Below are 15390 nucleotides of genomic sequence, written 5' to 3'. Positions count from 1 at the left end.
GTGTATGCAGCATGACCAACGACCAGAGTGACCCATCGAAGCAGATCCGGCGCCGGGAAATCATCCGGGCAGGAACGACCGTCGAGCAGATGGTGCGGGCAATCGCCGACATGATCGTGACCGGGCAGATGCTGCCGGGTGACAAGCTCGACGAAATTTCGCTGGCCGCCCGGTTCGATGTGTCGCGCACCCCTGTGCGCGAGGCGCTCCGGGAACTCGGAGCGATGGGGCTTGTCGAGCGCGAGCCGAACCGCAGCGCCGTCGTCACCAATGTGACGGAAACCTATCTGCATTCGATGTTCGAGGCGATGGCGGAGCTCGAGGGCATTTGCGCTCGGCTTTCCGCCGAGCGGATGACGATCGAGGAGCGGCGCCTGTTGGAAATCGAGCACCGCGCCTCCGCCCGGCTCGTGCGTCAGGGCGCCGACGAAGAGTATGCTGCCTATAATACCGAATTTCATAGCCGGCTCTATCGCGGCGCGCACAATGAGCACATCTATGAGCTGGTAACGCAGAGCAGGGCCCGGCTTGCGCCTTTTCGCCGCGCGCAGTTCCGGCTGTCCGGCCGGCTGGCGAAATCCTATGACGAGCACGACGTGATCGTGACGGCGATCATGCGCGCCGACGGCGCGGCCGCCGCGCGCGCGGCCTATGCCCATGTGGAAATCGTCAGCGACGCCAGCGCCGTCTTTGCGGCCGCTGCCGAGCGGAAAGAGCGAGGCGCTTGACGTCGGAGAGGGTTTGGCTGAGGAGTTGAAGGAAATCGCGCTATGGAAATGCCGATGAAGAAGATTTTCAATCCGCCGTCCGTCCGCCGTCCGTTTGGAAATTACAATCATGGGCTGCTGGTGCCGCCGGGCGCGTCGCTGCTCGTCGTTTCAGGCCAGCTCGGCATCGGTCTCGACGAGAAGGTGCCGGAAGATATCGGCAAGCAGGCGGAGCTCTGTTTCGAAGCGATCAAGGCCATTCTTGCCGATGCGGAGATGAGTTTTGCGGATGTCATCCGCATTTCGGCATTCGTGACGAAGCGCGAGGATTTTCCGGCCTATATGGCGGTGCGCGATCGCTACACGCTCGATCCGAAGCCGGTTTCTACGTTGATCATCGTCGGCGGGTTCACTCGGCCGGATTTCCTCGTCGAAGTCGAGGTCACCGCCGCCAAAGTACTGTGACGTCTCTGGGGCGACCCGTTTCAGAACCGTTCCATCGATGTCTGCACCTTTTCCAGAAACCGCGCCCGCGTTTCAGGCGTGCAATTGTTCATGTCGTAATGAGCAAGGAAGGTAACCGGCCGCAGCGGATTGATCTGCGCCCTCAGCACGCGCTTGACGATCCTCTTCGGCGGGTTGCCGGCCACGAGGGCGCGGAATGGGGTTGTTCCGTAGGTCAGCACGGCGGCGAGCTTGGTGATATGGCGCAACCGCGATTCCACCTTGCCGTCGACAAGGTCGAAAGAGACGCCCGGAAGCCAGACGCGATCGAAATAGCCTTTGAGGATTGCCGGGAAGCCAAAGTTCCAGACGGGTGTCACCAGTACCAGTCCTTCAGCCTGCTTCAGCCGATCGACATAGGGCTTCACCAGTGCGGAATTGCCGGGATAGTCGTGATAGGCGAGCCGGTCGTTGCGTGACAGCACGGGATCGAATTTCTCGGCATAGAGATCGCAGCCATCCACCTCGTGACCGGCTTTGCGAAGGCTTTCCAGCGTCTGTTTGTAAAGCGCCTTGCCGTAGCTTTCCTCGACCGGATGCGAGTGAAGGACGAGAACTCTCATGAGGCCTCCATGACGCTCGCAAGCCCTGGGAAGAGATAGTTCTTGCCGGCATCGAAATCGAAATCGGGGTTCTCCCAGGCGATCATCTTGCCGGGATTGAGGAGCCCCCTCGGGTCGGTCTCGTGCTTGAAGGCGAGCTGCACCTTGTCGGTGCGTTTCATGCCGCCTTCCTCGAGCGTGTAGCGGTGCGGGTTGAAGATCGGGCAGCCGTGATCCTGGTGAATCCTGATGATCTCCTCGAGGCGTTCCTCCGAGGTGTAACGCACCAGCGGCAGGCCGGAGCACTGGATCTGCCCGTCGAACCTGATGAATTCGAGATGGCCCGGCACTTCGTCACCAAAGATCTCGACCATCTTGGCGACCTTGGCCACGTGATCCGGCCCCGGATACTGAACCTGCAGATAGGTGAAGTTGGGATCGACCTTCAGGGCGCGCAACGTCGTGTGGTTCCAGGCAAGCTCATAGGCATGCGGAATGCCCTTCATGCTTTCGACCGTGTCGGAGCGGAAGACGACCTCGCCCTTATGCGCGGCGGCGAAGGCCAGGAAAGCATCCATTGAATGCGGCGCGATCATCAGCACCACGACCGACTGTCCCTTGCGGATATAGGGTTTGTGGCGCGTGAAATAATCATGCGGTATGGGTGCGGCGATCGGCGCGATCTCCTTGACGAGGATGCCGTTGCATTTGGCGAGCGCATCCGAGAAGCGCACGGCCGCCATGAAGTCGTCGTAACCGACAAGCACGTCGACCCAGTCATAGGCGGGCGCCAGCGGCATTTCGATTTCAGTGATGATGCCGTTGGTGCCATAGGCATGGCTGACCTTCTGCAGGTCCCAGCCGGTGAGGTCGAGCACCCGAGGTTCGGCTTCCATCGTGACGACGCGCAGACGCAGGATATTGCCGAGATCGCGCAGGCCTCCCCAGGTGATCGAGCCGACGCCGCCGGAGCCGCCGGCGATGAAGCCGCCGACGGTCGCCATCTGCGCGGTCGAAGGGTGGAAGCGTAGCTCCTGCCCGGAATGGGCCTTGGTCTGCTTGTCGAGCTGAGCGATGATGATGCCCGGCTCGCAGATCACCCGGCCGGGATGGATTTCCTTGATCTTGTTCATGGCCGCAAGGTTCAGCACGATGCCGCCGGAGAGCGGCATCGCCTGGCCGTAATTGCCGGTGCCGCCGCCGCGGGGAGTGACCGGCACCCCATGGGCGAAAGCAACCTTCAGCGTGCGGATGACCTCTTCCTCATTCTTTGGCGTGACCACGAGATCGGCCGTCACATTGTCGAGCTGCGCCTTCAGGATCGGCGAATACCAGTAGAAGTCCCGGCTCTTCTGGCGCACCAGCGCCGGATTGTCCTCGACGGCGATGCCTTCGAGTTCCTTCTTGATCGTCTGATAATCCGGCATGTCAGGCTCCAACGACGCTGTCGAGTTCACGATAGTCCGGCAGGCTGCGGTCGATCACCTTGCCGCGGCGAAGGACGACGCGGTCTGACTGCGGACGGGAAAGAAATTCGCTCCAGCGCCTGGCGCTGAAGAGCACGAGATCGGCCGGGGCTCCGACGGCGATGCGGCCCATATCGGAGCGGCCGAGAATATCGGCGGGCGAAGTGGTGACGATGCGCGCGGCCGTATCCAATGGGTGATCGAGATGCAGGATGCGCACCGCCTCGCGGAATACCTCCACCGGGTCCAGATCGCCGTAGGCGTAGAAGGGGTCGCGAGTATTGTCGGAGGCGACCGCCGTTGCCACACCGGCCGCGGCCAGTTCCTTGAAGAGAGTAATGCCGCGCCAGCGCGGTGTCCGGCCGGGGTAGCGGTCCTGCAGATACATGTTGCACATCGGCAGCGAGACGATGGAAATGCCGGCCTTTGCAACGAGCTCGACCGTGCGCTTTGCGGCCTCCTCGTCCTGGCGGGCGAGCGAGCAGCAATGGCCGGCCGTTACCTGGCCTTCGAACCGGTTGCGCAGCACGGCCTCGGCAATCGCCTTCAAGGTCTCGGCAGCGGGATCGTCGGTCTCGTCGACGTGGAGGTCGACATCGAGGCCGTTGTCGGCGGCAGCCCTGAAAAGCACGTCGAGCTGGCTGTCGAGATCGGCGGTCATCCGGGTGACGCCGCCGATCAGTCCGCCTTTTTCGCGTACGACAGCAACCAGGTCGGCGAAAAAGGCCGCATCCGCCATATTTTCCATCGGGAAGAGCGCTACAGCCTGCAGCGCGATCCGGTCCTTCCATGCCTCGCGCATCTCGGCAAAAACCTCGAAGGAAATGCGGTGCTGCGGCGCCAGCGAGTCGAGATGCGTGCGGATCAGGCTGGTGCCGTGCGCATAGGCCGAGCGCAGCGAAAATTCCATGCGTTTCCAGACATCCGCCGCTGACCAGTTCGCTTCGCGGTCCGTGCGCACGGCCTCCAGCGCGCCCATGAAAGTGCCGTCCGCATTGGCGTTGCGCGGCCAGATATGCCCCTTGTCGAGGTGCGTGTGCATGTCGGCGAAACACGGCCAGACCATGCCCTCCTTCAGGTCGGATCTCGCGAATTCCGCCGGCGTTCCGCCCGCCGGCAGCAGTGCGGAGATGACGCCATTGGTGATGACGATATCGGCCTTGATCAGACCTTCGACGGCAGGCGCGTCAAATCCGACGGTGGCGGCGGCGGGAAGCGTCGCGTTGCACAGTGCGAAGCGGCCGGCATTGGGCGGAGAGATGAAGGGATAGGTCATCAGTTTTCCCGTTTCAGGCTGCTCTCGTGCCAGCGGTGCAGGGCAAGCCAGGAAATGAACGAGGTGAGGGCAAAGATCGCGACGCCGAGAAGCGAAAGCATCAGCAGCGCGGCGAAGAGGCGGGGGATGTTGAGCCGGTACTGAGCTTCGAGAAGCCGGAAGGCGAGCCCGGAACCCGCACCCGCCGATCCTGCCGCAAATTCCGCGACGACGGCGGCAATCAGCGCCAGGCCGCCGCCGATCCTAAGGCCTGTCATGAAATAGGGCTGGGCGGCGGGCAGCTTGAGATAGAGCAGTGTCTGCCAGCGGGAGGCGCCGTAGAGTTCGAAGAGATTGATGAGATTGTGGTCGACGCTTTTCAGCCCCTGGACCATGTTCGACAGGATCGGAAAGAAGGCGACGAGGAAGGCGCAGATCAAAAGCGCCACCTGCGTCGAGGGCGCATAGATCAGGATCAGCGGCGAGATCGCGACGATCGGCGTCACCTGCAGAATGACCGCGAGCGGATAGAAGGCGAGTTCGATCCAGCGCGATTGCACGAGGAAGATCGCAAAGCCGACGCCGCCGACAAGTGCCAGCATCAGCGACAGGAAGGTGATTTTGGTGGTGACCCAGAAGGCGGGCGCAAGCGTGGCCCAGTCGGTCACGAAGGCGTTCGCCACAGCCGCTGGCCCCGGCAGGATATAAGGCGGCACGTCTGACAGTTTCACATAGGCGTACCAGATCAGAAGGAGGAGAGCGATGACGAGCAATGGAACGGCGATCCGCAAGGCGAGATCGCGGCGCCTGGCGCTCGCGGCATCCGGATGGGGCGATGCGCCGGTCTCGTCGCTCATCAATGATCTCCAGCCGAATTGATTGCGCCGATGAGCGAATGGGAGACCGTCTCGCAGGCCTTCCTGTATTCTTCGGAACTGCGGTAATAGGCATCGCGCTCCAGGCTGGTCGTTAGCGGGACGTCTGCGTGCACCCGGCCGGGCCTTGCCTTCATCACGACGATGCGGTTCGAGAGATAGGCCGACTCGAAGACGGAATGGGTGACGAAGATGACGGTGATGCCGGTCGTCTTCCAGAGCCGCAGCACGTCGTCGTTGAGCTTCTGACGGGTGATTTCGTCGAGTGCGGCGAAGGGCTCGTCCATCAGCAGAAGTTTCGGTTTCGTCACCAGCGCGCGGGCGATCGAGACCCGCATCCTCATGCCGCCGGAAAGTTCGCGCGGATAGGCCTTGGCGAAATCCTGCAGACCGACCGTGGTCAGTACATCCATGATCCGCTTGGAGGCTGCCGCTTTCGAAACACGCCTCAGCCTCAGCGGCAGGTGGACATTGTCGAATACGTTCTTCCAGGGCATCAGCGTTGGCTCCTGGAAGACGAAGCCGATATCGCCCTCCGGCAGGCCTTTCGAATTGATGCGCGAACTCGGCCAGTCGATCGCCCCCGATGTCACGTCGCCGAGGCCGGCGATGATGCGCAGCGCCGTCGACTTGCCGCAGCCGGAAGGGCCGAGGAGGCTGACGAATTCGCCGCTTTCGACGGTGAGCGACATGTCCGAAAGTGCGACGGTTCCGCTGGAAAAGACCTTCGAAACCGAGCGCATGACGACCAGTGGCCGCTTGCGCGTCTCTTGCGGGAATACGGCCTGGGCTTCTGCTAACGGCATTGCCTGTCTCGTTCATGCGGGAAGTTGCAATCCGCCGCGACCCGCGGCGGATCATTGGGGGGTGCGGCCAGCCTACTTCTTCATCGCCATGCCGGTGCTCTTGCAGACGAATTTCGTCGTAAACGCCTTGGTGTAATCCGTCTCCGGCTTGAAGACCTTGATCGCGACCATCTCTTCGAAGAACGCCTTGTAATGGGCATCGGTGATGCAGCCGATGCCCTTGTCCAGGCTGTCGCCGGACTCGATGATGCCGTATTCCTTCATCTTGGCGATCGAATAGGCGATCTGACCATCCGTCATTTCAGGATTATCCTTCTTGATCAGTTCGTTCGCCTTGCGGTTGTCGCCGTAGAGATAGTTGTACCAGCCCTCGATGGAGGCATCGACGAAGCGCTGAACCACATCCGGCTTACTGTCGATCATCGTTTGCGTCGTGGTGATCATCGTCGAATAGGGAGAGTAGCCGTTGTCGGCGAGCAGGAAGACCTTAGGTTCGAAGCCGGCCTGCTTCTCAATCTCATAGGGCTCCGAGGTGAGGTAGCCTTGCTGCGCGGACTCCTTGTCCGCGAGGAACGGAGCCGGGCTGAAATTGTAGGGCTTGTATTGCTCGTCCTTGAAGCCTTTGAAATTCGCCTTCATCCATTCGAAATAGGTGAGGTAGCCGTCCTTGCCGAGAAACAGCGTCTTCAGCTTCGCGAGGTCTTCGAATTTCTCGATGCCGGCGTCCGGGTGGGCGATCAGCACCTGCGGATCCTTCTGGAAGATCGCCGCGACATCGACGAGCGGAATGCCCTGTTCGACGGCCGAGATTTCGCCCTGCGGGCCGCCCATGTAGAAGTCGATCTTGCCGGAGATCAAAAGCGCGCTGTTTGCCGCGTTCGGGCCGCCCTGCACGATGGTCACGTCGAGGCCGTGTTTCGCATAGGTGCCATCGGCGACCGCCTGGTAAAACCCACCGTGTTCGGCCTGGGCTAGCCAGTTCGTGCCGTAACTCACCTTGTCGGCCGCATGGGCGGAGGCCATGGCGGCAAGCGCGCCGCCAAGACCGGCAAGTGCGGAAAGGCCCCAGTTCTTCAGTGCATCGGCCATGATCTGCGTTCCCCTTCTGAGCGCGGAACGCCCATCGCGACGTTCCATTTTCCTCATAGGAGCGGTTGCGTTGCTCTTTGAAAAGCATCAAATTTCGTGCGCAATGATGCCTTTTCGGCATCTCAGCGAAAGCCTGTGCCTAATTTGTGCGTCTGCTTTATTTTTATGCAACGAGGTTGCGATGCTGCATTCCAGAAAGCTTATCTACATCAATGAGATCGCCCGCACCGGCTCGATCCGCAAGGCGGCGGCGCGGCTGAACGTGGCGTCGTCGGCGATCAACCGGCAAATTCTTGCGCTGGAGGAGGAGATGGGCGCGCCGCTCTTCGAGCGCCTGCCGCGCGGTCTGCGGCTGACGGCCGCCGGCGAACTTTGCATCGAACATATTCGCGAGGTGCTGAAGAATTACGAGCGGCTGGAGGGGCGCATCCGCAGCCTGAAGATGCAGCAGGCCGGCAAGGTCCGCATCGTCACCACGGTTGGCCTGGCGGCAGGTCCGCTGCCCGACATCATTGCCCGGTTCCAGTCGGAGCATCCGCGTGTCTTCATGCAGTTGCGCAACGACGCCGGTACGATGACCGTCAACCCGGTGATCTCAGGCGAGGTGGATATCGGCCTTGGCTTCAATATTCCGGCAACGCCCGGCATCCGGACGCTTGGCAATTTCGACATTCCGATCGGTGTGGTTTTGCCCCCCGGTCACCACCTGATCGGGTCCGGCCCGATCAACCTGGCGGATATCGTCCAGGAGCGCCTGGTGCTGGCGCAGCAAGGCACCAGCCTGCGCGATGTGATCAATCTGGCGCTCGCGCGCCTCGACGTGCATGTCGAGCCGGTGCTCGAAACCAATGCCTCGGAGATGCTGAAGAAGCTGGTCAAGTCGGGAGCGGGGCTGACGATCCTCAATCCGCTCGACGTCATCACCGAATGCCGCCAGGGCGAGTTGGTCTTCCGGCCAATCGCGGAGCCGCATGCCCGCCACCAGCCGATGAAGCTTTTTGCCCGCGCCCGCGCGCCGCTCGATTCCGCGACCAGTCTCTTCGTCGAATATCTCCTGGCTGAACTCGCCGGTCTGGTGGAGGAATTGCAGGCCAAAGGCCACATCGCGGCGGAAAAACCCGCAGCGATGTGAGCGGTGCCGCGGCGCAGACCTATCTCGAATAGAGATTGGAAAGCGGGTAGCGCTTCAGGTCATGGAGCAGTTCGATGAACCCTTTGACCTGGTGGCGGCAGATCGCTTCGCCCTTCTCGGCGGTGCCGAGCGACGCGTCGCCGACGACGCCGTTGGGATTGAGGTCGTGGGCGATCCAGGCGAGCGAATGCGGCGGCAGCGGCTGGATGTATTTCGATTGCCCGCGCATCCACTCCGCCTTCGAGGTGAAGTTCTCCGCCCTGTCCATCCGCACCAGGTCCGGCCGGAAATGGAGCATGAGCGAAGTTTCCACCTCGCCGCCGTGGATGCCGTATTTCAGCTCTTGTTCGCCGATCATCCCCTCCGGGTGTCCAAAGCGGCCCCATTGCGTGGAGACGACGGCCATCTGGTGACGCACGCGCAGTTCGCGCGCGACGATGCTCATGATATCGACGTTGCCGCCATGAGAATTGACGATCACCAGCTTGCGGATGCCGGCTTCGGCCACCTTGGCGCCAATCGCCGTCCAGACCGGAATCAAGAGTTCTGCGCTGAGCGACAGCGTTCCCGGCCCATAAACGTGTTCATTCGCCTTTCCGATCTCCTGCGTCGGCAGAACAAGGAAATCGAGATCGGCGGGCTTCTGCTTTCGAAGCTCAGCCAGCATGCCGTTGGCAATTGCAACATCGGTCGCGATCGGCAGGTGCGGACCGTGCTGTTCCGTAGAGGCGATCGGAAGGATGGCAATGGTCGTGTCGGGCGAAAGGCCGGCGAAATCGCCGGTATTGAGTTCGTTCCAGTAGAATGGCATCGCCATCGCCGCACCTCTCGTTGCTTTCAAGCAGTGAGTAGGGAAAATTAGTGCGCGCGAAAAGCATCAATTTGCGGCCGGACCGATGCCTTTTTGAGGCTTGTTCGCCGAGATCGCGCAGGTCCTGGCAATGAGACCCCTCAGAAGAAGCTGTGCTGCCTTCGATAGAAATCCTCGCATCCTCTCTCCCTTCACGCCACCGGACTGATTGAGCGAACATAGTTGCGCCAGCCGCCGAATTCGGTGATCTCCCGGCCGCCCGTGACCGCATGCGCCTCGCACAGGAATCCCGTGATGCAACTCGCGTCGTCGAGCGTGATCTTGCCGACGCCGAGCGGCGCTGGAATGTTCTGGACAAAACGGGCGAATGCGGCCGGTGGCAGCGCCCAGATCTCGATCTCCACGCCATCGCCGGCAAAGGCCGGATCGCGCACCAGCCCGGGCTTGGGCGGGATCGTGCCGGGGAGGGCAAAGAGGCGGTAGCTGCCATCCGTTCGTCCCGTTCTCAACCTGTATCCGCCCGTTCGCGTCAGTTCGTGGTTCAGCGGCATGTCAGTCAGATGGGCACCGACGACGACGATCGGGACGAAGTCGTCGGCCGGCGGTGAAACGCGGCTTTCCTCTGGCAGCGCTATGTTGCGGTCCCTACCCATTCCCGCTTCCGCCGTGCGGTGCAGGGCGTCGGCAAAGGGCGCCAGCGCATCATCGGTGAAGGCGGGTCCCACCAGCATCACGCCTGCAGGCAGATGACGGTCTGCGTCAAAGCCGGCGGGAATGGCGATCGCCGCGCAATCGAGCAAGTTCGCAAAATTGGTATAGCGGCCGAAATGGCTGTTCTTGACGATCGGGTCCGCCTGCATTTCTTCGACGCTGTAGGTGGTGGGGGATGTCGGCAGCATCAGGAAATCCACCTTCTCCCATTCGGCCCTTGTTTTCTGCCGCAATGCTTCCAGCCTGTAGCGGCCCTCAAAGGCGTCGACGGCATCGTAGGCCTTTGCCCCTTCGATGATTACTCGCACGGTCGGGTCGAAGTCGCCGTCATTCGTTGCCAGGAATTCCTTGACCGCCGCCAGCCGCTCGGCGACCCAGGGGCCATTGTAGAGCAGCTCGGCCGCCTGCCGGAAAGGCGCGTAGTCGAAGGGCACGATCACCGCACCCAGCGACCGCGCCCTTTCGATTGCCGCGTCATAGAGCGCCTCCACCTGCCTGTTGCCGTAAAATTCCCGTTCCGCACCATCGAGGACACCGATGCGCGGGCGCGTCGACGGCAGGCTCGCCGGTGTGGCTTGCCGTGAAAACGGATCCCGGGCGTCATAGCCTTCCATGATCCCGCGGATGGCGATGCCGTCGCCGACCGTCGCGGCGAAGACGGTGACGACATCGACGCTGCGGCAGGCCGGCACCACGCCGACATTGGGCACCAGCCCCGGCGTCGGCTTGATGCCGACGAGGTTGTTGAAAGCGGCCGGCACGCGGCCGGAACCGGCCGTGTCGGTTCCGAGCGAGAAGCTTGCCAGACCGGCCGCCACGGCGACGGCCGAACCAGAGCTGGAGCCGCCGGAGACATAGTTGCGATCGAAAACCGAACGCGGCGCGCCATGCGGCGAGCGCGTGCCGTTCAGCCCCGTTGCGAACTGGTCGAGATTGGTCTTGCCGATCACGAGGGCGCCGGCCGCCCGCAACCGTGCAACCGTTGTCGCATCCGCCTGCGGGTGATAGGCGAAGGCTGGGCAGGCAGCCGTCGTCGGCAGGCCGGCGACATCGATATTGTCCTTGACGGCGAAGGGAACGCCCCAGAGCGGCAGGCTGTTCGGTTCGGGCGCGCGGGCCACCAGCTCGCGGGCGGCGGCGCGTAATTCTTCCTCGGGCGTCATCGTGATGAAGATGGCCGGATCGTCGGACGCACTGCATCTTGCGATGACCTCTTCCACCAGCTCGAGCGGGGACAGGCCCGCCACATAGGCGGACCGCAGCGAGGCAAGATCAAGAATGGTGGGGAGCATTAGATTTCCTCCAGAATGACCAGCACATCGCCGGCTTTGACATTGCGACCGGGGCCGGCGCGCAGATCGCGGACGCGGCCGCCGGCATGTGCGGTGACGTTGATTTCCATCTTCATGGATTCGATGATGGCCAATGTGTCGCCGGCGGCCACCGGCTGCCCTTCTTCGACGAGGATCTTCCAGACGTTGCCCGGCACGGCGCTTTCGACACCGAAGCAACCCTGCGGTATCTCGCCGGTAAGGCTGGCGCCGGTGCTCTCATCGACGGTGAAGCTGTCGAGGCCGAGTTCCTTCCAGCGTTGCCGCTCCGTTTCGAATGCAGCCTGCTGCCTCGCTTTAAAGGCGCCTATGGCGGCGGCCTCGCGGGCAAGCCCGGTCTCATAGGCGCCATAGGAGAACTCGCTTTCATCTATCCTGACCGGATATCCTCCATGCGGAAAGGCGGCGCGGGCTTCGGTCAGCTCTTCGTGGCTGACGGGGAAGAAGCGGACCTGATCGAAGAAGTCGAGCAGCCACGGCTTGTCCTTGGCAAACACCGGCGTCTGCCTCCATGTATTCCAGACCTGGATGGTACGCCCGAAAAGCTGATAACCGCCAGGGCCTTCCATGCCGTAGATGCACATGTAGGCCCCGCCGATGCCGACGGCATTTTCCGGCGTCCAGGTACGGGCCGGATTGTATTTTGTCGTCACCAGCCGATGGCGCGGATCGACCGGTGTCGCAACCGGTGCGCCGAGATAGACATCGCCGAGCCCAAGCACGAGATAGCTGGCGTCGAAGACGATATCGCGCACCGCCTGTTCATCCGGCAGACCGTTGATGCGGCGGATGAACTCGATGTTATCAGGGCACCAGGGCGCGTTTGGCCGCACGAGTTCCTGATATTTGCGCATGGCGAGCTCGGCATCCGGGTCATTCCAGGAAAGCGGCAGATGGACGATGCGGCTCGGCACCTTGACGTCTTGCGCGGCCGGCAGGCCCGCCTCGATCTCTGCCAGGAGGCCGAGCAGGAGCTTGCGGGTCAGTGTCGTGCCGTCATAGTGGATCTGCAGCGAGCGGATGCCGGGCGTGAGATCGATGATCCCGGGCAGCCGTGCCTGCGATACGGCTTGCATCAGCAGGTGCACCCTCAGCCGCAGGGCGATGTCGAGCGTCATCGGTCCATATTCGACGAGCAGATTGTCGTCGCCCTGGCGGCGATAGACGACGGAGACCGGGCCGTCGTCGCGCTTGCCGATGATCGGCGAGCCCGCCTCCTCCCTTGCCCGATGCACGACTGGGCCGGCGACCGGATCTTCTGGCCGCACGGCGGGATGAAAGCGGATCCGGTCGCCAGGCTTGAACTGACCCATCTTCCATTGCTCGTCACGGGCAATCACCGCCGGGCAGACGAAGCCGCCGAGGCTCGGCCCGTCGGGCCCGAGGATGATCGGCATGTCGCCCGTGAAGTCGATTGCGCCGATGGCGTAGGCATTGTCATGCAGGTTGGAGGGATGAAGGCCAGCCTCGCCGCCGTCGCTGCGCGCCCAATTCGGCGCGGGGCCGATGAGGCGCACCCCCGTGCGGGCGCTGTTGAAATGCACCTCGTAGCTCGTCGAAAACAGCGTTTCTATATCGCTGTCCTGAAAGAAATCCGGCGACCCATGCGGACCGTAGACAACGGCGACATCCCATTCCCGCGTCAGTTCAGCGGGCTCCGTCGCGGGCATCGGCGGCTCGGCCGCGGCCTTGCGGGCAAGATGCAGAACGTGGCCGGTCTTCAGCGTGCCGGTGGCGTTGCCGCCGAACTGGCCGAGGCCGAAGGTGGCGCGCGAGCCGAGGACGATCGGGGCGGCGAAACCGCCCGCGACGGCGAGGTATGCGCGCTGCCCCGGTCCATCGATGCTGCCGATCGAGAGGATCTGACCGGCGCGGATCATCACGGCCACGTCATGCGGCATTGTCTCGCCGTCGACGCTCATCGCCATTCTGGCGCCGGCAAGCGCGACCACCGTATCGGTGTGGAACTTCAGCACCGGGCCGGACACCGTCAGTTCCAGTGCTGCAACCGTGTCGCCATTGCCGACGAGGCGGTTGGCGTGGCGGAAGGAGCGCTCGTCCATAGGGCCGCTCGGCGGCACGCCGACATGCCAGAGGCCAAGCCGGCCCGGCAGTTCCTGAATGCTTGATTGGGCGCCGGGCGCGATCACCTCGATGACGTCAGGCACGAAGGAAAAATCGCGCAGCGCCGTCGTCGCCACCTTGCCGCCGGCGAGGAGTTCGGAGCCGGCAATGGCGCTGAGATAATCGAGATTGGTCTCGATGCCGGATATCGATGTTTCCGCAAGAGCCTTCTTCAGCTTTTCGATCGCCGTCGGGCGGTCTTCGGCGGAGACGATCACCTTGGCAAGCATCGGGTCGTAGAAGGGCGTCACCTCCGTGCCGGTTTCGATCCAGCCGTCGATGCGCGCGTCCTGGGGAAAGACGACCTCCGTCAGCAGCCCAGCGCTCGGGCGGAAGTCGGCATGCGGCATCTCGGCATAGACGCGCACTTCGATCGCTGCACCTTTCGGCCCTAGTGTTTTGGCGCCGGAGAGCACGTCTTCGCCCGCGGCCTGGCGGATCATCCACTCGACGAGGTCGATGCCGAACACGGCTTCCGTGACGGGATGCTCGACCTGAAGACGCGTGTTGACCTCAAGGAAATAGAATTCCTCGCGCAGCGGATCGTAGATGAATTCGATCGTGCCTGCCGATTCATAGGAAACCGAAGCGCCGAGATCGACGGCTGCCTTGTGCAGGCGGCCACGGGTTGCAGCAGAAAGACCGGGGGCAGGGGTCTCCTCGACCACTTTCTGGTTTCGCCGCTGCAGCGAGCAGTCCCGCTCGCCGAGCGCGATGACGTTGCCTCTGCCGTCGCCGAAGATCTGCACCTCGACATGCCGGGCCTCCGCCACGAAGCGTTCTATGTAGACGCGTGCGTCGCCGAAGCTTGCGCGCGCCGTGCGCTGCACGCTCTCGAACGAAGCCTTCAGGCTTTCCGGATCGGCGCAGAGCTGCATGCCGATGCCGCCGCCGCCGGCCGTACTTTTCAGCATCACCGGGTAGCCGATCGCTTCCGCTGCGGAAAGCGCTTCCTCGGCGCTCGACAACAGGCCCGTACCGGGCAGAAGCGGTACGCCGCTCGCCTTGGCGAGTTCGCGGGCCGTATGTTTCAAGCCGAAGGCCGATAGATGCTCCGGCCGAGGGCCGATGAAGGCGATGCCTTCGGCGGCAAGCAGCTCGGCAAAACCGATATTTTCGGAGAGAAAACCATAGCCGGGATGGACGGCTTCCGCTCCCGTCGACCTGCACGCGGCGATGACGGCATCGACATTCAGGTAACTTTCGCCGGCCGGCGGCGGGCCGAGACGGACGGCTTCGTCGGCCATCATCACCGCTTTGGCGAAACGGTCGGCATCGGAATAGACGGCGACCGAGGCAATGCCCATGCGCTGCAGCGTCTTGATGACCCGCACGGCGATTTCGCCGCGGTTCGCGATCAGGATTTTCTTGAACATGATCAGGCCTCGCCATCCCAGATCAGCACCCGGATCGGTGTCGGATCGAAGCCGTTGCACGGGTTGTTGACCTGCGGGCAATTGGAGATGACGCAGAGCACATCCATCTCGGCGACGAGTTCGACATAGTCGCCGGGCGCGGAAATACCGTCGACGATCGTCATCTCGCCGGTCGGCTGGATCGGCACGTTCATGAAGAAGTTGATGTTCGGCACGATATCGCGCTTACCCATGCCGTGTTTCGAAACTTCGAGCAGGAAGTTGTCGCGGCAGGCATGCAGGTATTTCGTGCCGTGGCCGAAGCGCACCGTATTGCTCTCGCAGGAGCAGGCGCCGGCCGAGGTATCGTGGCGGCCGCAGCTGTCGGCCGTCATGGTCAGCATGACATTGCCTTCGCTCGACATGATCTTCGTGCCGATGCCGACATAGGCGGCGCCCTGCATGCGCATCGTGTCCTGGTTGGAATAGCGCTCGGAGAAATCATCGGCGCGATAGAAAAGCGTGTCGATCGCCTGTTGGCCGTAGCTATCCTCGATACGGATGATCTGGCCCTTGCGCACGATGCCGGACCACGGCGCTTCGGCTGCGATGAAGTGATCCTGCGCGGCATTTTCCACGGCGCGGGCAGGGGAGGTCTGGATGAAATCGGACATCGTCTTCT

The 15390-nt window shown here is 62.7% G+C and carries 13 protein-coding genes; 3 read left to right on the top strand and 10 right to left on the bottom strand.

Annotation, left to right across the window (positions count from 1 at the left end; all coding sequences use genetic code 11):
• The first annotated feature begins 11 nt into the window (after positions 1-11).
• Positions 12-728, top strand: a complete 717-nt coding sequence (locus N2597_RS16550; RefSeq protein WP_064686068.1) for a GntR family transcriptional regulator — start codon at positions 12-14, stop codon at positions 726-728.
• 54 nt (positions 729-782) lie between these two features.
• A complete protein-coding gene (locus N2597_RS16545; RefSeq protein ID WP_077990843.1) occupies positions 783-1172 on the top strand; it encodes a RidA family protein in 390 nt (129 codons plus the stop codon).
• Positions 1173-1192: 20 nt separating this feature from the next.
• Here N2597_RS16545 and N2597_RS16540 read toward each other — a convergent pair whose 3' ends face one another.
• From N2597_RS16540 to N2597_RS16515, 6 genes are all read right to left on the bottom strand, one after another.
• Positions 1193-1774 (bottom strand): NAD(P)H-dependent oxidoreductase, encoded by a 582-nt coding sequence (locus tag N2597_RS16540; protein ID WP_183598309.1) that lies wholly within the window; start codon positions 1772-1774, stop codon positions 1193-1195.
• Positions 1771-3180 (bottom strand): FAD-binding oxidoreductase, encoded by a 1410-nt coding sequence (locus tag N2597_RS16535; protein ID WP_077990473.1) that lies wholly within the window; start codon positions 3178-3180, stop codon positions 1771-1773. Before N2597_RS16535 ends, N2597_RS16540 begins: the two co-directional genes overlap by 4 nt.
• A gap of 1 nt (position 3181) precedes the next feature.
• On the bottom strand, positions 3182-4495 hold the full coding sequence (locus N2597_RS16530) for a cytosine deaminase (protein WP_096764358.1): 1314 nt from the start codon (positions 4493-4495) through the stop codon (positions 3182-3184).
• Positions 4495-5331, bottom strand: coding sequence for an ABC transporter permease (locus N2597_RS16525; RefSeq protein WP_086156363.1), 837 nt, complete (start codon positions 5329-5331; stop codon positions 4495-4497). Before N2597_RS16525 ends, N2597_RS16530 begins: the two co-directional genes overlap by 1 nt.
• On the bottom strand, positions 5331-6155 hold the full coding sequence (locus N2597_RS16520) for an ABC transporter ATP-binding protein (protein WP_106795985.1): 825 nt from the start codon (positions 6153-6155) through the stop codon (positions 5331-5333). Before N2597_RS16520 ends, N2597_RS16525 begins: the two co-directional genes overlap by 1 nt.
• A 72-nt stretch (positions 6156-6227) precedes the next feature.
• The gene (locus N2597_RS16515; protein ID WP_077990464.1) at positions 6228-7244 is read right to left on the bottom strand and encodes an ABC transporter substrate-binding protein; all 1017 of its coding nucleotides are present in this window, start codon (positions 7242-7244) and stop codon (positions 6228-6230) included.
• A gap of 181 nt (positions 7245-7425) precedes the next feature.
• On the opposite strand from N2597_RS16515, the gene N2597_RS16510 reads away from it, so the two are divergent.
• Positions 7426-8376, top strand: a complete 951-nt coding sequence (locus N2597_RS16510) for a LysR family transcriptional regulator (protein ID WP_088686153.1) — start codon at positions 7426-7428, stop codon at positions 8374-8376.
• A 19-nt stretch (positions 8377-8395) separates the two neighbouring features.
• Here N2597_RS16510 and N2597_RS16505 read toward each other — a convergent pair whose 3' ends face one another.
• From N2597_RS16505 to N2597_RS16490, 4 genes are all read right to left on the bottom strand, one after another.
• On the bottom strand, positions 8396-9193 hold the full coding sequence (locus N2597_RS16505) for a creatininase family protein (protein WP_088675100.1): 798 nt from the start codon (positions 9191-9193) through the stop codon (positions 8396-8398).
• Between the two features lie 185 nt (positions 9194-9378).
• Positions 9379-11190 (bottom strand): allophanate hydrolase, encoded by a 1812-nt coding sequence (gene atzF / locus N2597_RS16500; RefSeq protein ID WP_183598311.1) that lies wholly within the window; start codon positions 11188-11190, stop codon positions 9379-9381.
• Positions 11190-14729 (bottom strand): urea carboxylase, encoded by a 3540-nt coding sequence (uca, locus tag N2597_RS16495; protein WP_183598313.1) that lies wholly within the window; start codon positions 14727-14729, stop codon positions 11190-11192. The genes atzF and uca overlap by 1 nt, the downstream gene beginning before the upstream one ends.
• A 2-nt stretch (positions 14730-14731) precedes the next feature.
• Complete coding sequence (locus N2597_RS16490; protein WP_038691053.1) at positions 14732-15382, bottom strand: urea amidolyase associated protein UAAP2; 651 nt, start codon at positions 15380-15382, stop codon at positions 14732-14734.
• Between the last annotated feature and the right edge of the window lie 8 nt (positions 15383-15390).

The sequence above is a fragment of the Rhizobium sophoriradicis genome, from assembly GCF_025200795.1.
GTDB lineage: Bacteria > Pseudomonadota > Alphaproteobacteria > Rhizobiales > Rhizobiaceae > Rhizobium > Rhizobium sophoriradicis.
This window is presented reverse-complemented; position numbering and strand designations above follow the sequence as displayed.